This window comes from Micromonospora sp. NPDC048909, assembly GCF_040649635.1.
In the GTDB taxonomy this organism is placed as follows: Bacteria; Actinomycetota; Actinomycetes; order Mycobacteriales; family Micromonosporaceae; genus Micromonospora.
Genome location: NZ_JBEZFU010000003.1, coordinates 215,139 through 242,069, shown reverse-complemented (window position 1 = coordinate 242,069; position 26,931 = coordinate 215,139). Strand labels below are relative to the sequence as shown.

Here is a 26,931-nt window from a genome sequence, read left to right as displayed (position 1 = left end):
CTCACGGGGCTGGCCTTGGTTCGCGGCTGCGGGGCTCGCAAGGCGCTCACGGGTCCGCCTACGGGTGTTCTGGGCGGCGCACGGCCGGCGGCTCGACGACCTGGCGTCCCTGCCCGGAGACCGGGCAGCTGGTCCGCACCGGGCAGACCCGGCACTTCGAGTTGGCGACCGCGGCGAAGGTCGAGGCGGCCATCGTATCGGCGGTACGCCGGACGAGCGCGGTCGCCCAGCCGGCCTCCGGCCCCTCACCGGCCGGCGGCTGGCTCTGCTCCTTCGCGTCCTTGGCCGTCGTGCCGAGCTGCACCAGGGCGGCGCCGCCGGACTCGTCGCCGAACTCCTCGAACGCACCCGCCTCGACCGCCGCCTGGTAGGCGCCCAGCTGCGGATGCTCGGCCAGGTCGCTGCCGGTGACCGCGGTGGACTTGCCGGTCTTCAGGTCGATCACCACCAGCCGGCCGTCGGCGTCGACCTCCAGCCGGTCCACCCGACCGGTCAGCTCGACCGGGCGGTGCGGATCGTCGAGCCGGACCGCGAACTCGTGCTCGATGGCGAGCAGCCGCCGCGGATTGCTGGCCAGCCAGCGCAGCAACTTGTCGACCATCGCCTCGGCGCGGGACCGCTCCGGGCCGGCCATCCAGCGGGCGGCCAGCTCGATCGCGTCGAACCGCGCGGCCACGTAGTCGAGCAGCGCCCCCCGGTCGACGCTGGCGTCCTCGGCGAGCATCGCGGCGGCGTGCACGAGGTTGCCCACCCCCTGGGCGGTGCTGGCCGGGGCGCTGCCGCCGTGCCGTTCCAGCAGCCAGCGCAGGCTGCACCGCAGCGCGCTCTCCATCGCCGACGGGGTCACCCGGACCGGCTCTCCCTCGTCCACCAGCGGGCGGTCGTCGGAGAGCCCACGCAGCCCCCACCAGTCGTCCGGATGCGCGCCCGGCACCCCGGCGGCGGCCAGCCGGGCCAGTTCGGCCGCCGCGGCGCGCCGCCGGGAGTACGGGGCCGTCGGCTCGACCACGGCGGTACGCAGCTCTGCCACCAGCGCCGGCAGGGTGAGCGCCCGGGGCGCCCGGGTGAGCGGCAGCGCGCCGGGCCGCGCCGGGCCGTCCTCGTCCGGGCCGCGGTCCTCCGGCCCACCGTCGTCCGGACCGCCGCCCTGCGGCTGGTCGTCCGGGCCGTCGGTCGGGTTGTCGTCGGGGCCGGAGCGCGGGCCGGGCGGAGTCGGATCGTCGCCACCGGGCGAAGTCGGATCGTCGCCGTCGGGTGGCGCGGTGGGCGGGGCGGGCGGCCCGGTGGGGCCGAGCTCGTGCAGGAACCGGCTCGGCTGCTCCTCGTGGTCGTCGCCGCCGACCGCGGCCGAGGCGACCGCACTGACCAGCAGCCGCCGCCGGGCCCGGCTCACCGCGACGTGGAACAGCCGCCGCTCCTCGTCGAGCAGCGCCGAGGTCTGGCCGACCACGGTGGCTGCCGCGCCGGCGCCGACGGCCCGGCCGGCGAGCACGTCGACCAGCCGTTCCGAGCCGAGCAGGCTGCCGCGCAGCCGCAGGTCGGGCCAGACCCCCTCCTGCACCCCGGCGACCGCGACCAGGTCCCACTCCAGGCCCTTGGCCGCGTGCGCGGTGAGCAGCCGGACCGCGTCGCCCCGGTCGGCGGTCGGCGCGAGGGTGTCGGCGGGCAGGTCCTGCCCGAGCACATGGTCGAGGAAGACCTCGCTGCGGGCGCCGGGCAGCCGGTCGGTGAACCGGGCCGCCGCGTCGAAGAGCACCATCACGGCGTCGAGGTCCCGGTCGGCGGCCTCGGCGCGGCGCCGTCGGGCGACGTCTCCCTCGCCGGCCGCCGGCCGGCCTCGGCTGATCGCGCCGGCCCACCGCTCGGCGAGCCCGCTGGCCCGCCAGACCGCCCAGAGCACGTCCTCGGCGGTGGCGCCGGGCCGGGCCGCCGCCTCCCGGGCGGTGGCCAGCAGCCCGGCGACGGCCTGCGCCGGCTCGGCCCATCGCCGGTCGATGCCGGCCAGTTCGGCCGGGTCCTGCAACGCCTCGACGATCAGCTCGCCGGAGGGTCGCCGGTCGCCGCCGGCCAGCGCGAGGGCGCGCAGGCCCTGACGCAGCCGACGCTCGGCCAGCGGGTCGGCGCCGCCCAACGCCGAGTGCAGCAGCGCGACGGCGGCCTCCTCGTCGAGCCGCTCGGGCTCCAGCGCGCAGCGCAGCAGGAGCAGCAGCGGCGCGACCGCTGGTTGCAGGTGCAGCGGCAGGTCCTCGCCGTGCACCACCGTCGGCACCCCGGCGGCGTGCAGCGCCCGTCGCAGCGTGGGCAACTGGAGCGCGGTCGACCGGAGCAGCACCGCCATCTGCGCCCAGGGGACGCCGTCGAGCAGGTGCGCCGAGCGCAGCGTGTGGGCCAGCCAGGCGGCCTCGCTGGTCGCCGAGCGGAACGTGTGCACCTCCACCGCTCCGGACGGCGCATCGGGCAGGGGCCGCAGCCGGCGGTGCGCAGCCGGGCCACGCAGCCGACGGGCCAGTCGCCCGGTCGCGGCCAGCAGCCCCGGGCCGGCCCGGTAGGAGGTGGTCAGCAGCACCCGCGCCGCCGGCGCGCCCGAGGCCGTCCGGAACCGGTGCGGGAAGGTGGTCACCCCGGCCGGGTCGGCGCCGCGGAAGGCGTACGTGGAGGAATCCGGGTCGGCGAAGGCGATCAGCGACTTGCCGCCACCGGCCACCACCGCCAGCAGCTCGAGCTGGGCCGGGTCGGTGTCGGCCAGCTCGTCGACGTAGACGTGGGCCAGCCGGCGCCGCTCGGCCGCCAGCAGCTCCTCGTCGTCGCGGAGCAGCCCGGTGGCGGCCCGCACCAGCTCGGCCGGGTCGTAGGCGATCGAGCCCCGGTTGCTGACATCGCGCAGGGCGAGCACCGCCACGTACTCCCGCAGGAAGCGCGCGGCGGCCGGCCAGTCGGCCCGACCGAGCTTCTCACCGAGCCGGGCCAGCTCGACCGGGCCCACACCACGCTCGGCGGCGCGCATCAGCAGGTCTCGCAGCTGTGCGGCGAAGGCCCGGGTGCGCAGCGCCGGCCGCAGGTCCTCCGGCCAGCCGACCGGGTCGTCCTCGGGCTCCTCGCCGACCACGTCGAGCAACTCGCGGATGATCAGATCCTGTTCGGGGCCGGTGAGCAGCCGGGGCGAGGGTTCACCCCGCTCGGCCGCCGCCCGGCGCAGCAGCCCGAAGGCGTACGCCGGGAAGGTGCGCACCAGCGGCTCGCGGAGCACCCGGTGGCCGTCGCGGGCCACCCGGGCCTCGATCCGGTGGCGCAGCGCCGTGGCGCCCCGACGGCCGAAGGTGAGCACCAGGATCGATTCGGGGTCGACCCCCTCGGCCACCCGAGCCGCCACCGCCTCGACGAGCGTGCTGGTCTTGCCGGTGCCCGGGCCGCCCACGACGAGCATCGGCCCGTCGGTGTGCCCGACCACCTCGGCCTGCACCGCGTCGACCCGCACCTGGGCCGGACGAGCCTCCTTGGTCGACCCGGCGGGCCGACCGAGGCCCTCGGTCGACTCTCCAGGTCGACGCACCAACCGGTACGCCTGCATCAGCTAATCCCACCACGCCGGTACGACACCGCCCGCCCGCCACCCCGCCCGGTGCCCCCGCCCACGTCCGGTACCGCTCCGTCGGCGGATCGGGTCAGGTCAGGTGGGCTTCGAGGACGTCGAGGGCGGCGGGTACGGAGTCCACGACGGTGAGCAGGTCCAGCCCGGCCGGCTTGAGGAAGTGCTGGTCGGCGAGCGCGGCCAGCCAGTCGAGCAGCGGCTGGTAGAACCCGTCGGCGTCCACCAGCACCATCGGCTTGGCGTGCAGAGCCAGCGTGGCGGTGGTCCACACCTCGAAGATTTCGTCCAGCGTGCCGAGCCCGCCGGGCAGCGTGAGGAACGCGTCCGACTTCTCGATCATCAGGGTCTTCCGGCTGGCCATCGAGTCGGTGATCAGCAACTCGTCCGACTTCAGGTCGGCGACCTCCAGGTCGACCAGCGCCTGTGGGATCACGCCGACCGTGGGCCCGCCGGCCGACCGCGCCCCGTCGACCAGGGCGCCCATCATCCCGACACAGCCGCCGCCGCTGACCACGGTGTGCCCGCGACGGGCGATCTCCGCGCCGGTGTCGGCGGCCAGCTCCAGCCAGCGCCGGTCGAGGGTGCGGGAGGAGGCGCAGAAGACGCAGATCGCCGCCATCAGCCCGCCCCCGCCTCGTCGGCGTCGATCCGCTCGGCGACGCCGGCCGGACCGGTTCCGTTCGGCGCGGTGCCGGCCGACCCGACCGGACCCGGCGCCGACCCGGCCTCGCCCCGGTCCGCGGCGACGTCCGGCCGGTCCGGCCCGGCCTCGCCCCGGTCCACGGCGGCGGCCCGCTGGTCGGCGGCGGCGTGCTGCGCGGCGGCCGCCCGCTGATCGGCGCCGGCCCGGGCCACCGCCTCCTCGCGGACCGCCTCCTGCTCGGCGGAGAGCGCGGCCTCGGCCTCGACGATGTGCCGGACCGCGGCGTTGACGTCGTCGGTGAGGCAGATCAGCTCAAGATCGACCGGCCCGATCTTGCCGCCGACGGCCATGGTGTCGCGGAGCCAGTCGAGCAGCCCGCGCCAGTAGTCCACCCCCATCAGCACCACCGGGAACCGGGTGACCTTGCCGGTCTGCACCAGGGTGAGCGCCTCGAACAGCTCGTCCATGGTGCCGAACCCACCGGGCAGCACGACGAAGGCCTGGGCGTACTTGACGAACATGGTCTTGCGGGCGAAGAAGTAGCGGAAGTCGATGGCGAGATCGACCCATTCGTTGATGCCCTGCTCGAAGGGGAGTTCGATGCCCAGCCCGACGGAGAGCCCACCGGCCTCGCTGGCGCCCCGGTTGGCCGCCTCCATCACGCCCGGGCCGCCGCCGGTGATCACGGCGTAGCCGGCCCGGGCCAGGGCGCCGCCCAACTCCTCGGCCAGCCGGCACTCGGCGCTCTCCGGCCCACTGCGGGCCGAGCCGAAGACGCTGACAGCCGGGGGCAGGTCGGCGAGGGTGTCGAAGCCCTCGACGAACTCGGAGAGGATGCGCAGCGCGCGCCAGGCGTCCTTGGTCTTCCAGTCGCCTCGCCCCCGCGAGTCGAGCAGCCGCTGGTCGGCGGTACTGCCCGGGATCGCCTGGCGACGGAGGGTGACCGCGCCCCGGTGTCGTTCCCGTTCCGGGGCCCGGCCCGCCTCCGGCCCGTTGCTCTGACTCATGCAAGCCACCGTAGTGGAGCGGCACCGGCCGGGTGCGCGGGGCGAGAACGCGGAGAAATAGTTCGCGATCTTGGGCAACTAATTGGCTCGCCCGTACGTCTTACTATTCACATACCGGGTATGCCCCGGCGCGCGCCTTCGGGGGAGGAGCCAGCGTGATCAGCAACAGCGAGATGATCCGGATCCGGCGGCAGATGCAGCGGCGGATCCGCGACGTGGTGGCCGAGCGCCGCCGCGCCCGCCAGATCGAGCCGGCCGGCGCCGAGCCGTCCGGCGACCCCACCGACGCCCGACCGTCCGCCGACGCGTCCTTCACCGCTTCGGTCTGACCACCCCGCCGGCGCTCCGCCGGCAGCAGCTTCGACCACGAGGCCTGCGTCACCGGGCACATCCCGGTGACGCAGGCCTCGGTCGTCGTACGGGCGGTTCAGGCGGGGGCGAGCCAGCGGTGCAGAGTGGCGGCACCGTCGCGGATCTTGCTGATCTCGACGTGCTCGTCGGGGTGGTGCGCCAGGTTCGGGTCACCCGGGCCGAAGTTCAGCGCCGGAATCCCCATCGCCGCGAACCGGGCCACGTCCGTCCAGCCCAGCTTGCCGATCGGCGCGGCGCCCACCGCCGCCAGGAACTCCTTCGCCGGGGCCGCCTCCAGGCCGGGCGGGGCACCGGCGGCGGCGTCGGTCACGGTCAGCTCGAAGCCCGCGAACACCTCCCGCAGGTGGGCCTCCGCGTCGGCCGGGGTGCGGTCCGGGGCGAACCGGTAGTTGACCTCGATCTCGCACCGGTCCGGGACCACGTTGCCGGCGACCCCGCCGTGGATCCGTACCGCGTTCATGCCCTCGCGGTAGTCGCAGCCGTCGATCTTCACCCGCCGCGCCTCGTACGTCTGGAGCCGGCGCAGCACCTCGCCGGCGGCGTGGATCGCGTTCACGCCGTGCCAGGAGCGCGCCGAGTGGGCCCGTACGCCGCTGGTGGACACGATCGCCCGCATGGTGCCCTGGCAACCGGCCTCGACGATGCCGTACGTCGGCTCCAGCAGCACCGCGAAGTCCGCCTCGAGCCACTCCGGGTGCGCCTGGGCGACCAGGTGCAGCCCGTTGTACTTCGACTCGATCTCCTCGGCCTCGTAGAAGAAGTACGTGACGTCGTAACGCGGGTCGGGCAGCGTCACCGCGAGGTGCAGGGCGTACGCGACGCCCGACTTCATGTCCGAGGTGCCGCAGCCGTACATCAGGTCGCCGCGCATCGTGGACGGGAAGTTGTTGTTCAGCGGCACCGTGTCCAGGTGCCCGGCCAGCACCACCCGCTGTGTTCGGCCCAGATCGGTACGCGCCATCACCGTGTTGCCATGCCGGTAGGTGCTCAGGTGCGGCACGCCCCGCAGCACCTCCTCCACGCAGTCGGCGATCGCCTTCTCGTTGAGAGACACCGACTCGATGTCGACGAGCACACGGGTGAGCGCCACCGGATCGGCGAGGACCTCGGGGGTAAGCGGGTTCTCCATGGTTCGCACGGTACCGTCAGACCCGGTGGGGGCGAGGAGCGAGCGTCCGCCGTCACAGCCGCGAACGAGAGGTGAAGCAGTGACGTCCGCACAATCGGCCTGGGGCATCGGCCTGGCCACCGTCACCGCCGACGACCAGGTGCTCGACACCTGGTACCCGACCGGGAAGCTGGGGCTCGGCGAGCTGCCGCTGGTCTCCGGCGAGGAGAAGGCGGACGTGCTCGACCTGCCACCCGGGGCGATCGGCGAGCGCGGGCTGCCCGGCCTGCGCGCCGTCGAGGTGGTCACCGTGATCGGCTCGCTGGACGACCCGATCAAGGACGCTGCGGACGCGTACCTCCGGCTGCACCTGCTCTCCCACCGCCTGGTCCGGCCCAACGAGCTGAACCTGGACGGCATCTTCGGCAAGCTGGCGAACGTGGCCTGGACCTCCGCCGGGCCGTGCCCGCCGGAGCGGGTCGACGAGCTGCGGGTGATCGAGCGCACGGCGGGCCGGCACCTCGCCGTCTACGGGGTGGACAAGTTCCCCCGGATGACCGACTACGTGGTCCCCGCCGGCGTGCGGATCGCCGACGCGGACCGGGTCCGCCTCGGCGCCCACCTGGCCGCCGGCACCACCGTGATGCACGAGGGCTTCGTGAACTTCAACGCCGGCACGGTCGGCACCTCCATGGTCGAGGGCCGGATCGTGCAGGGTGTCCTGGTCGGTGACGGCTCCGACATCGGCGGCGGCGCCTCGATCATGGGCACGCTCTCCGGCGGTGGCACCGAGAAGGTGAGCATCGGCGAGCGGAGCCTGGTCGGCGCGAACGCGGGGGTCGGCATCTCGCTCGGCGACGACTGCGTGGTCGAGGCCGGTTGCTACATCACCGCCGCCTCGAAGGTCACCCTGCCGGACGGCCGGGTGGTCAAGGCCCGCGAGCTCTCCGGGGTGGACGGCCTGCTCTTCTGGCGCAACTCGGTCACCGGTGCGCTGGAGGCGAAGCCGCGGACCGGCCGGGGCATCGAGCTGAACGCCGCGCTGCACGCCAACGACTGACGGCCGCCCGCCTCCGGGTCCGCGGGAACCCCGCGGACCCGGAGGGGGTACGCCCTAGCGCAACCGGTACGCCTGGAGCACGTGCTGGCTCACCGTGTTACCCGCGGTGTCCCGGGCGGTCGCCCGCAGGGACGCGTACCCGGGGCCGGCCGGGTGCCGCACGGTGGCCGTCCAGCCGTCCCGGCCGGGGTGGACCCGGGCCCGCTGCCAGGTCGTCCCGCCGTCGTAGGAGACCTCGACGGTGAGCGCGGCGACCCGGGCCGACGGCGCTCCCGGCTGCCGCTGAACCTTGACCGGGATGGCGAAGCTCCGACCGGCCGGCGCGGTGTTCGCCACGTCGAGCGGCGGCGCGAAGCGGACCGCCATCGCGGGCAGCCGGGCGAAGTCCTCGCCGGGCACGTGCCGGGACCGGAACGTCCACGCGGCGCCGACCTCGGTGCTCAGGTCGGTGAAGCTGCGCTTGGTCACCGTCTCCAACCGGTAGTTGGCGGCACCCGCCGGCACCTCGAACTCGCCGTAGCCCGGGTCGGTGTTCTCGCCGACCAGCGCCCCGTTGCGGTAGAGGGCGGTCCGGGCGCTGTCCGCGATCGACCCACCGGCGTGACCCTCGGCGTCGCTGTGCAACGGCACGTCCAGCAGGATCAGGTCGCCCTGCCGGGTGATGCCCTGCCCGGGCCAGCGCGGCGCCGGGAAGGACGGCCCGTACGGCGCGCTGTTCCAGCTCTGCCGCAGGTGCCGGCCGGCCCGGTGTTCCCGGGCGTCGTCGACCAGCACCGCCCGGGGCTCGAGCCAACCCTCCTCGGTCGGTACGCCGAAGGTCAGCTCCGAGTTCCAGCGGACCCCGCGGGTGTTGTAGTGCTCGATCCGCTGCCCGGGCACCGCCGTGGGCAGGACCGCCGCCCAGCCACCCACGTCCGGCTCGAGCTGCGGGAAGACCAGCCGCTCGGCGTCCAGCCCGGGGTAGCCGCCACGGAACTGCTGAGTGACCGTGGCGAGGTCACGGCTGCGGTAGTGCCGGTCGAAGCCGGTCGGCAGCCGCCCGGGGAAGCCCTCGCTGAGCGCGTAGAGATACGGGCTGCTCGCCACCGCCCGGTCGGCCCACTGGCTGCTCACCGTGCCCAGGAACCGCTCCGGCGATCCGGCCGGGCCGTGCTGTCCGCTGAAGAGCCCGGTGAAGTCCAGGCCCACCAGGCTGAAGCCGTTCGAGCCGCCATCGGCGGCGAGCACGTTCGCCCCGACCTCGACCAGGACCGGCGTGGCCGACCGGTCCGGCACCGTGCTCCGGACCGGCTTCGCCTGGCGGGCGTCGATGGCGATCGCCATGTCCCGGTCCAACACCAGCTCGGGGCGGGCCATCAGCGCCGTCCGCGGATTTTCCTCGTCCCCACCGAAGATGAAGGACAACACGCCGTACCGGCCCTTCGGCACCCGCAGCTCGGCGGTGCCGTCCGGGTCTGACACGTCGTAGCTGACGTAGCTCTCCAGCCCGGCGAGGACGGTGAACGCGTCGCCGGCGGGGGCGCCGGAGTCGTCCAGGTGCCGGACGGTCAGCGTGTAGCTCTCCACCTCCCGATGCACGGCGAGTGGAGTGACCGCCACCGTCGCACCGGCGCGGGCCACGATCCGGCCGGTGTAGTAGCCGTCCGCGCCCGGGGTCCGGGTGTCCGCGGTGACCGTCGCGGTCGCCGTCCCGCCGGCCGGCACGGTGACCCGGGTCGCGCTCAGGGCGAACATCCCGGCCGGGGCGGGCGAGCCGGTCGGGCCGCTGGCCTCGATGGTCAGGTCGAGGTCGAGTGGCGCCGATCCGTCGTTGCGCCAGGTCACCTCCCGGGTGATCGGGGTGTCGTCACCGTGCGGCCAGAGTGCCCGGCCGAACGAGACGCTCACCGGGTCGCTGGTGACGGTCTGGGTGATCGCCCGGGCCACGTCGACCCGACCGGCTCCCTGCTGGTACGCGGTCTGCTCCGGGTGCGGCTTCGCGGACGCCATCAGGGTGGCCTTGAGCTGCCCGGCCGCCCAGTCGCTGTGCTGCTGGGCGAGCAGCGCCACCGCGCCGGCGACGTGCGGGGCCGCCATCGACGTTCCGGAGAGTGAGACGTAGCCCTCGCCCACCGGGTCACCGATGAAGCCGTCCGCGGCCCGGGCAGCGACGATCTCCACCCCCGGGGCGGTGAGGTCCGGCTTGATCGCTTCGTCGCCGACCCGCGGGCCCCGGCTGGAGAAGTCGGCGAGCGCGTCGGCACGGTCGACCGCGCCGACGGAGAGCGCCGCGTCGGCGGTGCTCGGCGAGCTGACCGGGGCGAATCCGCCGTCGTTGCCGGCGGAGACCACGAAGAGCGTGCCGGTCTGCGCGGTGAGCCGGTTGATCGCCTCCTCGAGCGGGTCGATCTCCGTGGTGTCCGACCCGCCGAGGCTCATGTTGATCACGTCAGCGCCCTGGTCCACGGCGGCCCACTGCATACCGGCCAGGATCGCCGAGTCGGGGCAGCCCTGGGTCTCGCAGACCTTGCCGGAGAGCAGGGTCGCGTCCGGCGCGACCCCTCGGTAACGGCCGCCCGAGGCGGCGCCGCTGCCGCCGATGATCGAGGCGACGTGGGTGCCGTGTCCGACGAGGTCGCCCGGCGCGGACTCCTCGGTGAAGTTGTGCGCCTCGGCCACCCGACCGGCCAGGTCGGGGTGGCCGGTGTCGATCCCGGTGTCCAGCACCGCGACCCGGACACCCTGACCGGTGTAGCCGGCCTGGTGGGCCGCGGGCGCGCCGATCTGCGGCACGCTGTGATCGAGGCTGATCCGCCGCCGGCCGTCGAGCCAGATCCGGTCGACACCCCCCGCCGCGTCGACCCGTCCACCGGCCCGGCCGGTGACCGCTGCCCAGATCTCGCCGGCCCGGTCCTTGGCCGCGGTGCCGGCAAGGCCACCTATCGCGGGCAGGTCGCGGGTGATCGTCACGCCGGCCGGCGCGGCAGCCCGCCGCTCGGCCCCGGACGATCGGGCGAGCAACACCGGCAGGTGGTCGCGCCGGGCGTCGTCGTAGCCGGCCGCGATCAGCCCCGTGACGTCGAAGAGCCGTCGGTCGACCCGGCCGGCGCGGATCAGCGGCAGGGCGTCCTGCGGTACGACGGAGAGTTGACCCCGCTCCCGTCGGGTCAGGAAGCGGATGTGCTCACGCCCCTCGGCCGGGCGCACGCTGGCCGCCCCGGACGCGGTGACGGTCACCCGGTCCCCGGTGAGCAGGGTGACTGTGGTCGGACGGCCAGTCGTCGGGGCCGCCGTCGGGGCGGCGTTCGTGGCGCCCGGCCCGGCCGGGGGCGCGGCCGTGGCGGCCGCCGGTGTGCCGAGCGCCAGCGCGAGCACCAGACCGATCCCGATGATTCTTCTGTTTCCTTGCAACGGATCCTCCTCGGTGGAGCGTCGTTACCAACGGGAGACACATTGACAACCGTCAGGATTGCATACCGGGTATGTCTTGAAAAGTCGGAAAGATGACTGAGTTGCCGGCTGACCGCCGGCCCGGCCGGCATGATCGGCCGGTGACGTCGATGAAGGAACGCATGCTCGCCGGCGAGCTGTACCAGGCCGACGACCCCGCGATCACCGCCGACCTGGACCGCGCCGCCCGGCTGATGGAACGCTTCAACACCAGCCCCGCCGGCGACCCGCAGGCCCGCCTCGCGGCGCTGCGCGACCTGCTCGGCGAGGTCGGCGAGGAGACCTGGGTACGTCCCCCGTTCTACTGCGACTACGGCGACCGGATCCGGATCGGACCGCGCTGCTTCGTCAACTTCAACGCGGTCTTCCTCGACGTCGCGCCGATCACGCTGGGCGCCGACGTCCAGGTCGGGCCGAACGTCCAACTGCTCACCCCGACCCACCCGGTCGAACCGGAGCCGCGGCGGGCGAAATGGGAGGCGGCCAAGCCGATCACCATCGGCGACAACGTGTGGCTCGGCGGCGGCGCGATCGTGCTCGCCGGCGTCACCGTCGGCGCGAACACCGTCGTCGGGGCGGGCGCGGTCGTGACCCGGGATCTACCACCGAACGTCGTCGCGCTCGGCAACCCAGCCCGCCCGGCACGGTCGGTCGAGTAACCCGATCAAGGCTTTCACCTGCGTAAACGGCTCCTTCGACCGATGGCGGGTCGACTCACCAGCCAGCACACTGGGTAGTGACGTCGCCACCGGGAGGCGCCATGAGCGAGCGACAGCGAGCGAATCATCGACTCGGCGCGCTGGTGCCTCATGCCGGCACGCAGCGCAGCGGAGTGCCGGCATGAGCGGTCGGGTGCTGGAACTACGGGTGCACGGGGTGTCCAACACGCCCCCGGGCCAGACCCTCGGCCTGCCCCCGGAACCGGGCGGGGACCCGCCCCAACCGCGGCTGGTCGCCGGTGGCGCGGTGACCGGCTTCTACCGGGCCCCCGGCGGCGGATCGGACGACCCGCTCGTCGTCGAGGCGTACAGCTGGGGGCAGTTGACCTCCGGCGGGCGCACCGCGCGCGACGTGGAACGCGCACTGTGGACGCTGCTGCTGCCGTTCACCCTGGCCAACGTGGCGCTGCACGCCCGACCGGAAATACCGGCGGACCCGGACCAGGAGCGCTGGGCCAGCCGCTCCGGCATCACCGCCTGGCTGATCCGGGTCTTCTGCCTGAGCCTGACCAGCACCGTGGTCGTCGCGGTGACCGGGATCGGCGTGGACCTGATCGGCTGGCAGTGCGTGGACGACGCCTGCCTGGGCCGGATCCCCGGGCCGTGGGAGTTCCTCGCCCACAGCTGGTGGAGTGAGGGCGCGCACGCGCTCGCGGTGGGACTGCTGGTCCCGCTCGGCCTGCTCGCGGTGCTCGGAATGGTGGCCTGGCGCACCTACCAGTACGAGGCGGAGATGCCGGCCGACCCGGCGGCCAGCGCCTACCTGCGACCGCCGGTCGAGGCGCCCACCGACGCGTCGCCCCCGGTCGCTCAGCCGCCGCAGGAGCCACCACCGGCGCCCGAACCGCCGCCTGAGGACCCGACGAACCCGTTGCAGGACCCGACCTTCTGGCTCGGGGAGGGGCAGTTGCGCCGGGGGGCCGTGCTGCACCTCTGCACCGGAACGGTGGTCGCGGTGGCGGTGCCGCTCGGCACCGTACTGGCGATGGACCCGCCGCGGGGCGTCCGTGCCGTCGTAGCCTGGCCCACCGTCGCCGTCTGCGCGGCGGTGCTGGTGATCGCCGTCGTGGGGCTCGGCCGGCCGTACCTGACCCGGCGGGCCGGCGACACCCCCCTGGGGCCGTGGAGCCTCGCGGTCGCCGTGCTCGCCGCCCTCGCCGTGGCCGGCACCGTCACGCTCCTGCTGCTGCCCGACGGGCCGGCCGGCACCCCGCTGCGCGAGCTGCGCCCGCCGCCCGGATGCGCCCGCGACTCTGCTCTCCCGGGGTGCGGCGCCGACCGCTCGCTGCCCGGGTACGACTGGATCATCGCGTGGCTGGCCACCGGGCAGCTGCTGCTGCTGATCGCCATCGGTGCGCTCGCCCGGTCCGGCCGCCGCGCGCTGGCCGCGCCCGGCGCGGCCGGGCTGCTGCTCACCGCCGGGGTGATCTGGATGGAGGGCTGGCTGCCCGGAACATCTCCGGTGTCCTGGGCGCCGCCGGTCTGGGTACTCGCCCTGCCGGCCATCGCGCTCGCCGCGGTCGGTCTGGTGCTCCCCCGGACCCGCGCGGCGGTCGATGTCCAACCGCTGGCGCCCCACACCGACCTGGCCTGGGGCGGCCGGGGGCCCGCCGTGATCGCGGGCTTCGGGTGGTTGCTCTGCATCGCCAACTGCGCCGGGCTGATCTACTGGGTGACCGACCGGCTCGACGGCGCGGCGACCCCGACCGGACGATCGGCCATCGTCCCGCCCACCCCGGTGCTGTGGGCGGGGCTCGCGTTCGCCGCCGCGCTCCTCGCGCTCGTGGTCACCCTGCTCCGGGCCGGCCTGCTCTTTCACCGGCTGCGCCGCCGGGAGTACGCCGAACTGGTGCCACCCGGACACACCCTCTCCCTGCACGAGCTGCGCCGCTGCCGCGAGGTCGGCGCCTACCGGGCGCTGCACCGGCTGGTCGGGGAGCACGCCATCCGACTGACCGGCTGCTACGCCGTCGCCGCCGCCGCGCTGATCACCCTCGGCTGCGCGGCCGCGCTCTCGCACGCCCGGCCGCACCCCGCCGCGGCCACCGACGGCTCGGCCGTGCTGAAGGCGGTCTCCGACGTCGGCGACTCGATGCTCAGCTGGCTGCCGGTGCTGGTCGCCACGATCGGCGCGCTCGTCTACCGCAACGACACCGTGCGTCGCACCGTCGGGGTGGTCTGGGACGTCGGCACGTTCTGGCCGCGCACCGCCCACCCGCTCGCCCCGCCCAGCTACTCCGAACGCGCGGTGCCCGAGTTGCAGACCCGGATCGCCGGGCTGCTCGCCCTGAACCGGCACGACCCGCGCCGGATGGACGGCATCATCCTCTCCGGGCACAGCCAGGGGACGGTGATCTGCGCCGCGGTGATCCTCCAGTTGCCGGCGCGGTGGCGCTGGCGGATCTGGTACTTCTCCTACGGCTGCCAGCTCACCCGGCTGTACGGGCGGGTCTTTCCCGCGTACTTCGGGCCGGACCGGCTGCCCACGGTGACGGAGGCGCTGACCAACCCGCCCGGCCGGACCGGCTGGACCAACTTCTGGCGTGACACCGACCCGCTCGGCTGGCCGGTCAACGCGGGCGAGCGGGACCTCGCCGTCCGGGACCCGGAGGCGCTGCATCCCAGCGGCGGCGAGGTGGCCGACCCACCGATCCGCAGCCACAGCGGCTACCCGGACGCGGCCGAGTTCCACTACGAACGGGCCCGGGTGGCCCGGCTGCTCAGACGGGCGGTGCCGTCACAGCGGCGGGGGGTCGGCTAGCCGCACCACCAGGTCCGCGCGGTCCGCGGTGTCGGAGACCAGCGCGGCGTTGGTCTCGTCGCTGCCCAGCGCCCAGGCCCGAGCCTGCTCGGCCGTCCGGCCGTACGCCTCGTGCCGGGCGGTCAGCCGGCGCAGCCGCAGCTCCGCGTCGAGGTCGAGGAACCAGGCCTCGTGCAGCAGCGACCGCACCTCGTCCCAGGGGGTCTCCGGCACCAGCAGGTAGTTGCCCTCGGTCACCACCAGCCGCACCTCCGGCGGGACCTCGATCGCCCCGGCGATGGGCTCCTCCAGGTCGCGCCGGAACACCGGTGCGTAGACCGAGGTGGGTTCGAGCCGGTGCAGGCGACGCAGCAGCGAGACGAAGCCGTTGGCGTCGAAGGTGTCGGCCGAGCCCTTTCGCTCGGCTCGGCCGAGCCGGTGCAGCTCGGACTGGGCGAGGTGGAAGCCGTCCATCGGCACCAGCCGGGCGACCGGGCCCAGCTCGCCGACGATCCGCTCGGCCAGCGTGGACTTGCCGGCGCCCGGCGCTCCGGCGATGCCGAGCAGCTGGCGCGGCCCGGCCTCGGCCAGGGCGCGCGCCCGGGCCACCAGCTCGTCGACGGGGAAGACCCGTGCCTCCGGCATCAGCCCAGGGCCGGCTCGGTGATCGAGAAGCGGGCCTGCACGGCCGCCTGCACCGGCTGCGGCTGCGGGTCCAGCTCCAGCTCCGGCCGGCCGCCGCCCTCCGCGCCGCCGGCAAACGCCATCCGGGCCATCATCGGCCGGTCGGCGGGCCCGGTGTCGGCGAGCTCGATCAAGCCGGTGACCCGGACGCCGAGCGCCTCGGCGTACTCCCGGGCCCGGGACAACGCGTCGGAGATCGCGGCGTGCCGGGCCTCCCGGTGCGCCGGACTGTCGGGTCGCAGGGACCACCAGGGGCCCGCCACCTCGACCTGCTCCTGGTCGGCCAGGCGCAGCATCAGCTCGCCGAGGGCGGTGAAGTCGGTGACCGTGACGGTGGTGGTGACGCCGCCGTGCCAGGCGACCACCCGCTCGGTGGCGCGCCGGGTCTCCGGCCACACCCGCAGGTCACCGGCCTCCCGGCGGGCGATCGCCGAACCAGCGCCGTCGAGCAGCACGCGGACGGCCGCGGCCCGCTCGGCCAGCCGGGTGAGGGTGGTCTCCCGGTCCCTGTCCCGCGCGGTCGCCGTCACCGAGAAGCGGGCCAACTCGGGCGCCACCTCCCGGTAGGCCTCACCGCGCACCGTCACCACCGGCCCGTCCGCCATGCCCTCACCCTAGTCGCGGCTGGACCCGCGCGCCGGCTCGCACGAGAGCCGCCGTCACGCCGTCTCGGTGGTCACCGGCCGGTGTCCGAGGTACGTCACGACACCGGCGTCGGCGCGGCACCCGGTCAGGTATCCCCCGGCCGACCCCAGCTCCAACAGGTACGCCAGCTCGGCGGCGTGATCCCCGCCGGTCGGGAACTCCTCCCGGCCCGCCGGCAGGTCCCGATCGAGCAGCGCGGTGCGCAGGTCCTGCGCCCGCCGGTACTGCCCGACCAGCGCGTCCAGGTCGTCCCGGCGCAGCGCGTCGGCCAGTTCGTCGAGGAGGGCACTGACCCTGCCGAGCTGTCGGAGCAGCTGTTCCCGGTTGTTGAGAAGCATGTCGGCGGTCCGCCTGGCGGGGGTGCCGGCCACCCGGGTGCCGTCCCGGAAGCTCCCCGCGGCCAGCCCGAGCACCGCGTCGCGCAGCTCCGAACCGGCCACCGCGCCGGCCAGGCTCCCGGCCAGCAGATGCGGGACGTGGGACGAGAGGGCGACCACCGAGTCGTGCACCGCCGGGGACATCGGCACCACGCGGGCCGCGAACACGTCCACGATGAGGCCGACCAGCCTCCGGAACGGCTCGATGCCCTCGGCGGCGGGACAGAGGACCCAGGCAGCCCCGTCGAAGAGCGCCGGCACCGCGGCGGTCAGCCCGGAGCGCTCGGTGCCCGCCATCGGGTGACCGGGGACGAACCGGTCGGTCAACCCGTGCTCCACGGCGAAAGCGGCCACCGAGCCCTTCGTGCTGCCGACGTCGGTGATCACGCAGCGGTCGTCGGTCTGCTTGGCCACTGCGAGCAGCGTCTCCGGCAGGCTCGGCAGCGGGCCGCAGAGGAACACGACGTCCCGGTCCCGGACCGCCTCGCCCAGATCGTCGGGGAAGCGCACCCCCCGCTCGCGCCCCTCGACCCGGGTGCGGGGATCGGGATCCCAACCGACCACGTCCGGGTGGGCGCCGTGCAGGCGCAGCAGGATCGAGCCGCCGATGAGGCCGGTGCCCACCACGGCGACTCTCGGCTGCCGGCCCGACCCGTCCACCATGACCCGGCGCTAGTCGCGCAGCCGGCCGGCGACGGCCGCGACGTGCTCGTCGGACTCGGTCAGCGCGACCCGGACGTGCTGCCCGCCGGCCGGGCCGTAGAAGACGCCGGCGGCGACCAGGATGCCCCGGCGGGCCAGCCAGTCGACCGTCTGCCAGCAGTCCTCGCCCCGGGTCATCCAGAGGTAGAGGCCCGCCTGCGAGTGCTCGACCGTGAAGCCGGCCCCGGTGAACGCGCGGTGCAGCGCCTCCCGCCGGGCGCGGTAGCGCTCCCGCTGCGCGTCGGCGTGCCGCTCGTCCTGCAACGCGGCCACCATCGCCGCCTGCACCGGGGCGGGCACGATCATCCCGGCGTGCTTGCGCACCTTGAGCAACTCGGCGACGAGCGCCGGGTCACCCGCGACGAAGCCGGCCCGGTAGCCGGCCAGGTTGGAGCGCTTGGAGAGCGAGTGCAGCGCCAGCACGCCCTCGTACGACCCGCCGCAGACCTCGGGCGAGAGCACCGAGACCGGCTCGGCGGACCAGCCGAGGGGGAGGTAGCACTCGTCGCTGGCGACCACCGCGCCGCGCTCCCGGGCCCAGTCGACCACCTTGCGGAGGTGGGCTGCGGGCAGCACCTGGCCGGTCGGGTTGCCGGGCGAGTTGACCCAGACCAGCCGGACCCGCGACGTCGGGCCGACCGAGGTCAGCGAGTCGGTACGGACCGTGGTGGCACCGGCCAGCCGGGCCCCGTCCTCGTAGGTCGGGTAGCAGATCGACGGCACCACCACCACATCACCGGGGCCGATGCCGAGCAGGGTCGGCAGCCAGGCGACCAACTCCTTGGAGCCGATGCTCGGCAGCACACCGAGGCCGTCGATCCCGGCGCCGCAGGCCCGGGCCACCCAGGCGGCGATGGCCGAGCGCAGCGCCGGGGTGCCGGCGGTCAGCGGGTAGCCGGGTGCGTCGGACGCGTCAGCGAGCGCCTGCCGGATCACCTCGGGCACCGGGTCGACCGGCGTACCCATGGAGAGGTTGATCAGGCCCGCCGGATGCGCCGCGGCCAGGGCGGCCGCGGCGTCCAGGGTGTCCCAGGTGAACTCGGGCAGCCGTGCCGAGACCGGCGCGGGCCGGTTCAGTGGCCCTCGCCGCGCGGTGCCTGCGCGGCGACGAAGGTCGCGTCCTTCTCCACCTTGCCGATCTTCGAGGCGCCCCCGGGCGAGCCCAGGTCCTCGAAGAACTCGTAGTTGGCGCCGGTGTAGTCCTTCCACTGCTCCGGGACGTCGTCCTCGTAGAAGATCGCCTCGACGGGGCAGACGGGCTCACAGGCACCACAGTCGACGCACTCGTCGGGGTGGATGTAGAGCATCCGGTTGCCCTCGTAAATGCAGTCGACCGGGCACTCCTCGATGCATGCCTTGTCGAGCACATCCACGCACGGCTCGGCGATGATGTAGGTCACCGGTCTTCTCCTCCGCAAGACGCGCCGCGATCTCCCGCGACGGTAAGAGCCTAGTATCTCGCCGGGGAGGGGGTCGATCGATGCTGGGTCAGCAGGATGTGGGACACCGGATCGTGGTCCGCCGGATTGTGGGGATTCGCGAGGGCCGGCCGCTCTTCTCGGACGCCCTCGGCGAGCTGGTCGAGCTGAGCGAGACTCATCTCACCCTGGCCACCGCGCAGGGCCCGCTGCGGGTGGCGCGGGACGAGGTGCACCGGGCCAAGCGGGTGCCGCCGACCCGCCGTCCGACCGCGGCCGCCGTGATCGAGCTGGAGCTGGCCGCCGACGAGGCGTGGCCGGCGCCGACCCGTGACCGGCTGGGCGGTTGGCTGCTGCGCGCCGCCGACGGCTGGACCGGCCGGGCCAACTCCGCGCTTCCGGTCGGCGACCCGGACCGCCCGCTGCCGGCCGCGGTGGACGCGGTCGAGCGCTGGTACACCGAGCACGACCTGACCCCCATGGTCAACACCCCGTTGCCGCTCGCCGCGCCGGTCGGGGCGGAACTGGACCGTCGAGGCTGGTCCAGCCGCCCGCCGGTGCTGGTGCAGACCGCTCCACTCCCCCTACCGGCCGCCCCCGGCACGGCCACTCCGCTCGGGCCGGCCACGCCGGCGTCGGCACAGGTCGCGGCGGTGGTGGAGCTGGCGGCAGCGCCGACGGAGGAGTGGCTGGCCGTCGCGGCCGGCCGCAAGGGCGGCCTCCCGGACGCCGCCCGGCACGTGCTCACCGCCGTGGACCAGATCCGCTTCGCCCACGCGTACGCCGACGGCGCGCTGGTCGCAGTCGGCCGTGGCACCGTGACCGGGCCGGGGCGGTGGCTGGGGCTGAGCCTCATCGAGGTGCTGCCGCAGGCCCGCCGGCAGGGGCTCGCGGGCCGGGTGATCCGGGCGCTCGCCGACTGGGGCACGGCGGCCGGAGCGACCCGCGCCTTCCTCCAGGTCGAGCAACGCAACACCGGGGCGGTCGCCCTCTACCAGGGGCTCGGCTTCACCACCCATCACACGTACCTGACCCGCGTCGCCCCACACTGATCGCCGCCCGGGGTTCGGGGAGCGCACCCGGGACTGCACTCGCCGCCGCCGACCGGGGCACCCCGGCGAAAGATCCACTCCATGTCGCCGACATGGCGGCATCCCCACGCCCCGTCACCGCCACATCGGCGAAACGGAGTCGATCACCCCCCGCCGAACCGGCCGCCCGCAGGCGGGCCGAACCGCGCGCGGGGCCGGGACGGCGCGCGGGGCCGGGACGGCGCGCGGGGCCGGGACGGGGCGCGGGGAGGGCGGCGGGTCAGCGGCGGACGACCCGGCGGGGCTTGGCGGTCTTGACCTCGGCGTACCGCTTGAGGGTCTGCGAGCGGTGGTCGCGGCCGAGCGCGGTCAGCACCAGGTAGCCGATGAGCGTCCCGGCGATCGTGGCGGCCAGGTAGAGCCAGATCTGGGCGAAGAACGTGCCCGCGCCGCCCGAGAACGGGTTGTTGCCGATCAGCAGCGGGCCGACCAGCACGGTCAGCAGCATCGCCACCAGCACGGCGGCCGCCACGTCGGCGACCCACGCGCCGAGCGGTCGGCGCCGGCCCCAGGCGAAAGCGACCGCGACCAGGATCAGCCCGATCACCACGAACATGCCCAGCGACACCCGGTCGGCAGCGGTGTCGTCACCGTCGAAGCCGAAGTGGATGATCAGCCGGGCGACCACGTTGACCGCGAAGAGGGCCGCCGCGAGCACTCCGACATCGCGCCACCGCTTGTCCATCGCACGACCTCCCGCCGTACCGCCCACCCCCGGGGCGGTTTCCTGGCAGGAATATCTACCACCTGTACCTGACTCTCGTCATCACCCGCGCGGTGCGGGTGGCGCGGACGCGCCGTGCGGCGGCGCCAGGATCTGCCGGAAGCCCATCACCGCGAAGGTCATCGCACCGGCCACGATCATGGCCAGGCCGACCCAGTTGTCGCCCGCGAGCAGCAGGTCACCCTCGGAGGTCCGCACCGCGGAGACCGCCATCAGCAGGAACCAGGGCACCGCGGGCAGCGCCACCGCCCACCGACGGCCGACCGCCTCGTGGGCGAACCAGCTCAGCACGATGTTCGCGGCGATCGCCACGAGCACCGACACCCCGATCAACTGCCCGGCGATCCGGGCGGTGGCGAACAGCAGTTCCACCACCCCGGTCAGCACGCCCGCCACGGCGGCGACCAGGCCACCGGCCACCCGCAGACCGACGTCGACCACTCGTGGCGGCGGGCCCGCCGGCGGCGGGCTGGTCTCGTCCGGAACGACCGACATCGGGGCGGCGGCTGGCAGCGTCATCGCAGGCCGGCCGCCGCGACCGGGGCCCGGTCGGCGTCGACGTCGGCGAGCCCGGCGAAGAGGTCGTCCTCCCAGCCGTACCGTCCGCGGCCGGGCCCCTTCTCCCCCACCGCGAGCGTGTAGTACTCCACGCCCATGAACTCGCTGCCGAAGTTGCCGGCGATCGAGTAGAGCCAGGAGGTGTCCGGGATCTGGGTGGCGTGCGCCCGCATCGCCGCCTCCTTGGCGGCGTGCTGGTCGGTGGCGTCGATCCGGGCGGCGATCTGCTCGTCCGGGGTGCCGAAGGGCAGCTCGGTGAGGTCCTCGATGCCGGCGAACGGATTGTCGGACGACTCGGCGAAGTGGCTGATTCCGGCCTCCAGCACGCTGAGCGGCATCGCCGTCCAGTAGATCTTGGCCGGCGCGAAGCCCTCGACGGCGGCCACCTCGGCGGCCCGCATCGCCACCCGGTGCGCCTGGATGTGGTCCGGGTGCCCGTAGAAGCCGTTGTCGTCGTACGTGATCATGACCTGCGGGCGGAGCTCGCGCATGATCTCGACCAGGTGCCCGGCGGCCTCGTCGAGGTCGGCCTGCCAGAAGGCCCGCGGGTGCTTGTTGGTCGACAGCCCCATCATGCCCGAGTCGCGGTAGCGGCCGGCGCCGCCGAGGAAGCGGTGGTCGGTGACCCCGAGGGCGGCACAGGCGCGGGCCAGCTCGGCGATCCGGTAGCCACCGAGCTGGTCGGCCTCGGCGGCGGCGAGCTGCGCCAGCGCCGGCACGTGGATCTCGCCCTCCTCGCCGAGCGTGCAGGTCACCAGCGTCACGTGGGCACCGGTCGCGGCGTAGTGCGCCATGGTCGATCCGGTCCCGATGGACTCGTCGTCGGGGTGCGCGTGGACCAGCAGCAGCCGGCGGTCGGGCAGCGTCGTCACGCCCGTCACTCTAACCGGCGGTTCCGCCCGGCCGGCCTCGACGCGTCCACGCAGGTCGGCCACATCACCTCGGCGCCCGTCCTACGATCGGGCCTGTGGACTTTCCGGAGCTGGCCGCCCGCACCCGCCGGTTCAGCCACGGCGCGCCGCGCGCCATCTCCGTGGCCGACGACGGCTCCCGGGTGATCTTCCTGCGCTCGGCCGGACCCGAGGACCCGGCCGACGCTCTCTGGCTCCTGGACGTCGCCACCGGCGAGGAGCGGCTGGTCGCCGACCCGGCGACGCTGCTCGGCGCCGACGGCGACCCGGCCGCGCTCTCGCCGGGCGAGCGCGCGCTACGGGAGCGGCTGCGGCTCAGCGCCGCCGGAATCGGCTCGTACGCGCTGGACGCCGCCGGCCGGGTGGCGGTCTTCGCGCTCGCCGGCCGGCTGTTCCGGGCCGACCTGGTGCACTGCGACGTGGTGGAGGTGACCGCGGTCGGTCCGGTCATCGATCCCCGGCCCGACCCGACGGGCGAACGGCTGGCGTACGTCACCGACGCCGCCGAGGGGGTCCGCCGGGGCGAGCTGCGGGTGGTCGACGCCGACGGCACCGACACCCTGCTCGCCGGCGAGGACGCCGGGGTGACGTGGGGGCTGGCCGAGCACATCGCGGCGGAGGAGTTCGACCGGTTCCGCGGCTACTGGTGGGCGCCGGACGGCCGCTCGGTGCTCGCCGCCCGGGTGGACGAGTCCCGCCTGGACCGCTGGCACCTGCACGACCCGTCCGACCCGGCCAGCCCGCCGACCACCGTCGCGTACCCCCGCGCCGGCGGGCCGAACGCGGAGGTCAGCCTGCACCTGCTCGACCTCGACGACGGCTGGGTCGACGTGCACTGGGACCGGGAGACGTACCCGTACCTGACCGGGGTGAGCTGGGCCGAGGGCGGTCCACTGATCACCGTGCTGCGCCGCTCCCAGCAGCACGGCCTGGTGCTGGCGGTGGACCCGCGCACCGGCGAGACCCAGGTGCACGCCGAGCTGGCCGACCCGAGGTGGGTCGAGCCGATCGCCGGCACGCCGGCGCACCTGCCGGACGGCCGGGTGCTGGTCGGCGGCGAGCTGGCCCACGACGGCTACGACGCGCGGTGCCTCTTCGCCGACGGCACGCTGCTCACCCCGCCCTCGCTCTACGTACGCCGGGTGGTGGGCCGCCTGCCCGCCACCGCCGGCCCGGCCGACCTGCTGGTCGAGGCGAGCGACGGCGAGCCGAGCGAGCGGCACCTGTTCCGGGTGCGTACCTCGATCGGAGGCGGCGTGGACGCTCGCCGGTTGACCACCGATTCCGGCTGGCACAGCGCCGCGGTCGGTGGGGACGTGCTGGTGGTGGGGGTCGCCTCGCTGGACCACCCGGGAACGCGCTGGACGGTGTACCGGGGCGACGACGAGATCGCCGTGCTCACCTCGCACGCCGCCACCCCGCCGTACTCGCCGCTGCCGTTGCTGGAGCGGGTGACCGACCGGCGGCTGCCCAGCGCGGTGCTCTATCCGAACAACTACGTCACCGGCCGCCGGCTGCCGGTGCTGCTGGACGTCTACGGCGGCCCGGGCCACCAGGAGGTGCTCGCCGCCCGGGCGGCCTGGCTGGAGCGGCAGTGGTGGGCCGACGCCGGCTTCGCGGTGGTGGTCGTGGACAACCGGGGCACTCCCGGCGTCGCGCCGTCCTTCGAGAAGGCGATCCACCGGCGGGTGGCCGACGTGGTCCTGACCGACCAGGTGGACGCGCTGACCGCGCTGGCCGGCAAGCACCCGGATCTCGACCTCGGCCGGGTGGCGGTGCGCGGCTGGTCGTTCGGCGGTTGGCTGGCCGGGCTGGCGCTGCTGCGCCATCCGGAGCTGTTCCGCTGCGCCATCGCGGGCGCCCCGGTGACCGACTGGGCCCTCTACGACACCGCCTACACGGAGCGCTACCTGGGGATGCCGGAGGACGGCATGGACGTCTACGCCCACCACTCACTGGTCGAGCTGGCCGCCGAGCCGGTGACCGGCCCGGACCAGGCCCGGCCGCTGCTGCTGGTGCACGGCCTGGCCGACGACAACGTGGTGGCCGCGCACACGCTGCGGCTCTCGGCGGCGCTGCTCGCCTCCGGCCGGCCGCACTCGGTGCTGCCGCTGACCGGCGCGACGCACATGGCCGCCGGCGGCACCGCGGAGCGGTTGCTCCGGCTGGAGCTGGATTTCCTCCGCGCCAACCTGTGAGGCCCGCGAGGACACGGCGGCCCCCGGTCGACGGCGCTGTCGACCGGGGGCCCGTCCGTGCGGTGCGTTACGGCTTGACGTGCGCGTTCACGAACGACGGGTAGCCGAAGACGCTGGAGATGAAGACCCCCCCGACCTTCGACCCGTGCACCGCGTAGGCCACGTCGACGAAGAGCGGCACCACCGGGGCGTGCTCCTTCATGATCCGCTCGTCGAGCTTGCCCCACTCCGGGCCCTGCTCGGCCGGGGGCATCGCCAGGATGCGGTCCATCTCGGCGTTGATCGCCGGGTCGTTGAAGAAGGCCGAGTTGCTGTTGCCCTCGGGCTTGATGGTGCGGCCGTCGTAGAGCACCGGCAGGATCGAGGCGCCGCTCGGCCAGTCCGCGGCCCAGTTACCGATGTAGAGGTCCCAGGGGTTGTCCTTCTTCTTGACCTCGTCGAGCTTCGCGTCGTCCGGGATGTTCCGCAGCGTGATCTTGAAACCGGCCCGCTCCAGGTTGGCCTTGAGCTGGGTGCCCTCCTGCTGCTCGGTCGAGCTGTCGGCGACGCCGAGGACCAGCTCCGGGGTCTGACCGCCGAGCAGCTCCTTGGCCTTGTCGATGTCGCCGTTCGCGCCGGCCGGGTACGCCTCGTACGCCTTGTAGCCGATCGTCGACGGCGGCATCAGCGTGGTCAGCGGCGCGGCGACGGTCTGCCCGCCGAGCGCCTTGACCAGTCCCTCCCGGTCGATGGCGTAGTTGAGCGCCTGGCGGATCTTCAGGTCGGTGACCCGCTGGTTGTTGATCACGAGCTGGTTCGCGCTCGGGGTCGGCGAGAGGATGGTGCGGGACTTCAGCGCGGCGTCCCCGGCCACCTTGGCGACCAGCGAGGCGGGCACGTAGTTCCAGGAGAGAGCGGTCTGGTCGGCGCCGTTGTCGGCGATCACCCGGTTGGCGGCGGCGTCGGCGGTCGGGCCGAAGCTCCAGACGAACTGGTCCGGGTACTGGTGCCGGACCGGGTCGGTGTTCGGATCCCAGTTCGGGTTCCGGTCCAGGGTGATCTGCACGCCGACCTGGTTCTTGGCAATCTTGTACGGCCCGGAGGAGAACGGCTGGGTGTCCAGGTTGACGCCGGTGTCCTTGTCCGCGGGCAGCGGCGCGGTGGTCGGCAGCGAGACCGCGAACGGTAGGTCACAGCGGGGCTTGGCGAACTCGAAGCGCAGCGTCTTGGCGTCCGGGGTGGTCAGTCCGGGCGGCAGAGACGTCTTGTTCTTCTTGAAGTCCCACTTGGTGTCGAACTGCGCGGAGTCGGCGAGCCACTCCTGGATGTAGGTCGGGCCGCCGGAGAGGTCCGGGTCGAAGGAGCGGGCGATGCCGTACGCGATCTCCTTGGAGGTGATCGGCCGCCCGTCCTCGAACTTGACCCCGTCCTTGATCTTGAATTCCCAGACCTTGCAGTCGTTGTTGACGTTGGTGCCGGGCGTCTCGGCCAGGTCGCCGACGAGGACCAGGCCGCCCTTGCCGTCGTCCTTCCAGGTGGTCAGGTAGCGGGCGAAGAGCGGGTTCGCCATCAGGCCGGCGAACGAGTACGTCCGCTGCGGGTCCAGGTGGGAGATCGGCGTCTCCCGGATGATGGTGAAGGTGCCGCCCTTCTGCGCCCCGGCAACCTCGGCGGCCGGGCCCTGGGACTCCTTCGGGTCGGTCGCGATGACCCCGGTCTGCGTGCGGTTGGTGTCGACGCTGGTGCCCTCGCCCGTGTTCTTCGAGCACGCACCCAATGCCAGAACCAGTGCGATCGCGCCGCCTGTGGCGGCCGCTACGCGTGGTCGCATCTCGTACCTCCTCCACCTGTGTCGTGCGGTCCGCCGGAGGTGGAACCGCCGACGTCCCGAGGATCGTAAAGAAGAAAACCTTCGAGTTGTGTAACAGTTGTCGATAAATTTCACCGCCGGCCGGGCGCTCGACGCGTGGCCGATGGCGGGCCGGTCAGCGCAGCCGCACCCGGGGGTCGATGGCCGCGTAGAGCAGATCGACCAGGACGTTCGCCAGCACCACGAAGACCGCCGCGATCAGCACGGTGGCCATGATGGTGGGCAGGTCGCCGGAGCGCACCGCGTCGACCGCCGTCCGGCCCAGCCCCTGGATGCCGAAGGTGGTCTCGGTGATCACCGTCCCGCCGAGCGCTCCGCCGACGTCGAGGCCGGCGATGGTGACGACCGGGGTGATCGCCGCGCGCAGCGCGTGCCGCCCGTAGACCTTGGGTTTGGCCAGGCCCTTGGCCCGTGCGGTACGGACGAAGTCCTCCGACAGGGTCTCCAGCATCTGGGCCCGGGAGAGCCGGGCGTAGATGGCGGAGAAGAGGAAGGCCAGCGAGACCCAGGCGAGCACCAACCCGCTGGCCCATTTGATCGGATTGTCGAAGAGCGGGGTGTAGCTGGGCACCGGCAGCAGCCGCAGGTTGTAGACGAAGACCAGCAGCAGCACCGCGCCGACGAAGTAGAGCTGCAACGAGGCGCCGGTGAGCGCGAAGCCGATGGCCAGCCGGTCCAGCCAGGTGCCCCGGCGCAGCGCGGAGACCATGCCCAGCCCGACGCCGAGCAGCAGCCAGAGGATGGCCGCCGGGATCACGATGCTCAGCGTCACCGGCAGCACCCGGCCGATCGTGTCCGAGACCGCCTCGTTGGTGACGTACGACCAGCCCAGGCAGGGCGCGTCGCATCGGCCGCCCTGGGCGCTGCCCAGGTCCCGTCCGGTGACGATGCCCTTCATGTAGCCGGCGTACTGGCTGATCAGCGGGTCGCGCAGCCCCAGCTCCTCGCGGACCCGCTCCAGCCGCTCCGGGTTGCAGTTCTTCGGGCACATGCCGGTGACCGGATCGCGCGGCAGGGCGAAGAACATCAGGAAGGTCAGCACGCTCACCGCGAAGAGGGTCAGCGTGGCGGAGAAGATCCGCTTGATCAGAAATCGCGCCATGGGGA

General features: G+C 74.0%; 20 protein-coding genes and 1 pseudogene. 6 read left to right on the top strand and 15 right to left on the bottom strand.

Annotated elements, in window-relative coordinates; translation table 11 throughout:
* Positions 1 to 58: 58 nt before the first annotated feature.
* The 3 genes and pseudogenes from AB0C04_RS10440 to AB0C04_RS10430 form a co-directional block, all read right to left on the bottom strand.
* The gene (locus tag AB0C04_RS10440; protein WP_357051315.1) at positions 59 to 3,568 is read right to left on the bottom strand and encodes an ATP-dependent DNA helicase; all 3,510 of its coding nucleotides are present in this window, start codon (positions 3,566 to 3,568) and stop codon (positions 59 to 61) included.
* Positions 3,569 to 3,662: 94 nt separating this feature from the next.
* Positions 3,663 to 4,208, bottom strand: a complete 546-nt coding sequence (locus AB0C04_RS10435) for a TIGR00730 family Rossman fold protein (protein WP_357051311.1) — start codon at positions 4,206 to 4,208, stop codon at positions 3,663 to 3,665.
* A 200-nt stretch (positions 4,209 to 4,408) separates the two neighbouring features.
* Positions 4,409 to 5,239: pseudogene (locus tag AB0C04_RS10430) on the bottom strand (TIGR00730 family Rossman fold protein); the annotation flags it as partial.
* 155 nt (positions 5,240 to 5,394) lie between these two features.
* Between AB0C04_RS10430 and AB0C04_RS10425 the strand changes: the two are divergent.
* Complete coding sequence (locus AB0C04_RS10425; RefSeq protein WP_350871561.1) at positions 5,395 to 5,568, top strand: hypothetical protein; 174 nt, start codon at positions 5,395 to 5,397, stop codon at positions 5,566 to 5,568.
* A 98-nt stretch (positions 5,569 to 5,666) separates the two neighbouring features.
* On the opposite strand, the gene dapE is transcribed toward AB0C04_RS10425, so the two are convergent.
* Positions 5,667 to 6,740 (bottom strand): succinyl-diaminopimelate desuccinylase, encoded by a 1,074-nt coding sequence (gene dapE, locus AB0C04_RS10420; RefSeq protein ID WP_357051307.1) that lies wholly within the window; start codon positions 6,738 to 6,740, stop codon positions 5,667 to 5,669.
* Between the two features lie 79 nt (positions 6,741 to 6,819).
* Here dapE and dapD point away from each other — a divergent pair, with 79 nt between their 5' ends.
* Positions 6,820 to 7,779, top strand: a complete 960-nt coding sequence (dapD, locus tag AB0C04_RS10415; protein ID WP_357051304.1) for a 2,3,4,5-tetrahydropyridine-2,6-dicarboxylate N-succinyltransferase — start codon at positions 6,820 to 6,822, stop codon at positions 7,777 to 7,779.
* 54 nt (positions 7,780 to 7,833) lie between these two features.
* On the opposite strand, the gene AB0C04_RS10410 is transcribed toward dapD, so the two are convergent.
* Entirely contained in the window at positions 7,834 to 11,169 is a 3,336-nt protein-coding gene (locus AB0C04_RS10410) for a S8 family serine peptidase (RefSeq protein ID WP_357051301.1), read from the bottom strand.
* A gap of 140 nt (positions 11,170 to 11,309) precedes the next feature.
* On the opposite strand from AB0C04_RS10410, the gene AB0C04_RS10405 reads away from it, so the two are divergent.
* Together AB0C04_RS10405 and AB0C04_RS10400 are read left to right on the top strand one after the other, a co-directional pair.
* Entirely contained in the window at positions 11,310 to 11,867 is a 558-nt protein-coding gene (locus tag AB0C04_RS10405; RefSeq protein ID WP_357051298.1) for a sugar O-acetyltransferase, read from the top strand.
* Between the two features lie 181 nt (positions 11,868 to 12,048).
* On the top strand, positions 12,049 to 14,688 hold the full coding sequence (locus AB0C04_RS10400) for a hypothetical protein (protein WP_357051295.1): 2,640 nt from the start codon (positions 12,049 to 12,051) through the stop codon (positions 14,686 to 14,688).
* Here AB0C04_RS10400 and AB0C04_RS10395 read toward each other — a convergent pair.
* From AB0C04_RS10395 to fdxA, 5 genes are read right to left on the bottom strand one after another with little or no spacing between them, the layout of a single operon-like run.
* Positions 14,665 to 15,312 carry a nucleoside/nucleotide kinase family protein gene (locus AB0C04_RS10395; RefSeq protein ID WP_357051292.1) on the bottom strand — a complete coding sequence of 216 codons (648 nt, stop codon included), beginning with the start codon at positions 15,310 to 15,312 and terminating at the stop codon, positions 14,665 to 14,667. The two genes, AB0C04_RS10400 and AB0C04_RS10395, sit on opposite strands and share 24 nt — an antisense overlap.
* Positions 15,312 to 15,956, bottom strand: coding sequence for an SIMPL domain-containing protein (locus AB0C04_RS10390; RefSeq protein ID WP_357051290.1), 645 nt, complete (start codon positions 15,954 to 15,956; stop codon positions 15,312 to 15,314). Before AB0C04_RS10390 ends, AB0C04_RS10395 begins: the two co-directional genes overlap by 1 nt.
* A gap of 54 nt (positions 15,957 to 16,010) precedes the next feature.
* Positions 16,011 to 17,036, bottom strand: coding sequence for a prephenate dehydrogenase/arogenate dehydrogenase family protein (locus tag AB0C04_RS10385; protein WP_357051287.1), 1,026 nt, complete (start codon positions 17,034 to 17,036; stop codon positions 16,011 to 16,013).
* Between the two features lie 9 nt (positions 17,037 to 17,045).
* Positions 17,046 to 18,152 carry a succinyldiaminopimelate transaminase gene (dapC, locus tag AB0C04_RS10380; RefSeq protein ID WP_357052219.1) on the bottom strand — a complete coding sequence of 369 codons (1,107 nt, stop codon included), beginning with the start codon at positions 18,150 to 18,152 and terminating at the stop codon, positions 17,046 to 17,048.
* Positions 18,149 to 18,475, bottom strand: coding sequence for a ferredoxin (fdxA, locus tag AB0C04_RS10375; RefSeq protein WP_204941938.1), 327 nt, complete (start codon positions 18,473 to 18,475; stop codon positions 18,149 to 18,151). Before fdxA ends, dapC begins: the two co-directional genes overlap by 4 nt.
* 80 nt (positions 18,476 to 18,555) lie before the next feature.
* On the opposite strand from fdxA, the gene AB0C04_RS10370 reads away from it, so the two are divergent.
* Positions 18,556 to 19,545, top strand: coding sequence for a GNAT family N-acetyltransferase (locus AB0C04_RS10370; RefSeq protein WP_357051284.1), 990 nt, complete (start codon positions 18,556 to 18,558; stop codon positions 19,543 to 19,545).
* Between the two features lie 259 nt (positions 19,546 to 19,804).
* Here AB0C04_RS10370 and AB0C04_RS10365 read toward each other — a convergent pair whose 3' ends face one another.
* The 3 genes from AB0C04_RS10365 to mshB all read right to left on the bottom strand — a co-directional run bounded on the left by AB0C04_RS10365 (position 19,805) and on the right by mshB (position 21,747).
* Complete coding sequence (locus AB0C04_RS10365) at positions 19,805 to 20,269, bottom strand: hypothetical protein (RefSeq protein ID WP_357051281.1); 465 nt, start codon at positions 20,267 to 20,269, stop codon at positions 19,805 to 19,807.
* Between the two features lie 81 nt (positions 20,270 to 20,350).
* Entirely contained in the window at positions 20,351 to 20,827 is a 477-nt protein-coding gene (locus AB0C04_RS10360) for a hypothetical protein (protein WP_357051278.1), read from the bottom strand.
* Entirely contained in the window at positions 20,824 to 21,747 is a 924-nt protein-coding gene (mshB, locus tag AB0C04_RS10355) for an N-acetyl-1-D-myo-inositol-2-amino-2-deoxy-alpha-D-glucopyranoside deacetylase (RefSeq protein ID WP_357051275.1), read from the bottom strand. The genes AB0C04_RS10360 and mshB overlap by 4 nt, the downstream gene beginning before the upstream one ends.
* A gap of 86 nt (positions 21,748 to 21,833) precedes the next feature.
* On the opposite strand from mshB, the gene AB0C04_RS10350 reads away from it, so the two are divergent.
* The gene (locus AB0C04_RS10350; RefSeq protein ID WP_357051272.1) at positions 21,834 to 23,975 is read left to right on the top strand and encodes a prolyl oligopeptidase family serine peptidase; all 2,142 of its coding nucleotides are present in this window, start codon (positions 21,834 to 21,836) and stop codon (positions 23,973 to 23,975) included.
* A gap of 67 nt (positions 23,976 to 24,042) precedes the next feature.
* Here AB0C04_RS10350 and AB0C04_RS10345 read toward each other — a convergent pair whose 3' ends face one another.
* Positions 24,043 to 25,785: an ABC transporter substrate-binding protein gene (locus AB0C04_RS10345; RefSeq protein ID WP_357051269.1), complete on the bottom strand. Its 1,743-nt coding sequence runs from the start codon at positions 25,783 to 25,785 to the stop codon at positions 24,043 to 24,045.
* Between the two features lie 154 nt (positions 25,786 to 25,939).
* Positions 25,940 to 26,926 (bottom strand): ABC transporter permease, encoded by a 987-nt coding sequence (locus AB0C04_RS10340; RefSeq protein WP_357051266.1) that lies wholly within the window; start codon positions 26,924 to 26,926, stop codon positions 25,940 to 25,942.
* Positions 26,927 to 26,931: the final 5 nt, after the last annotated feature.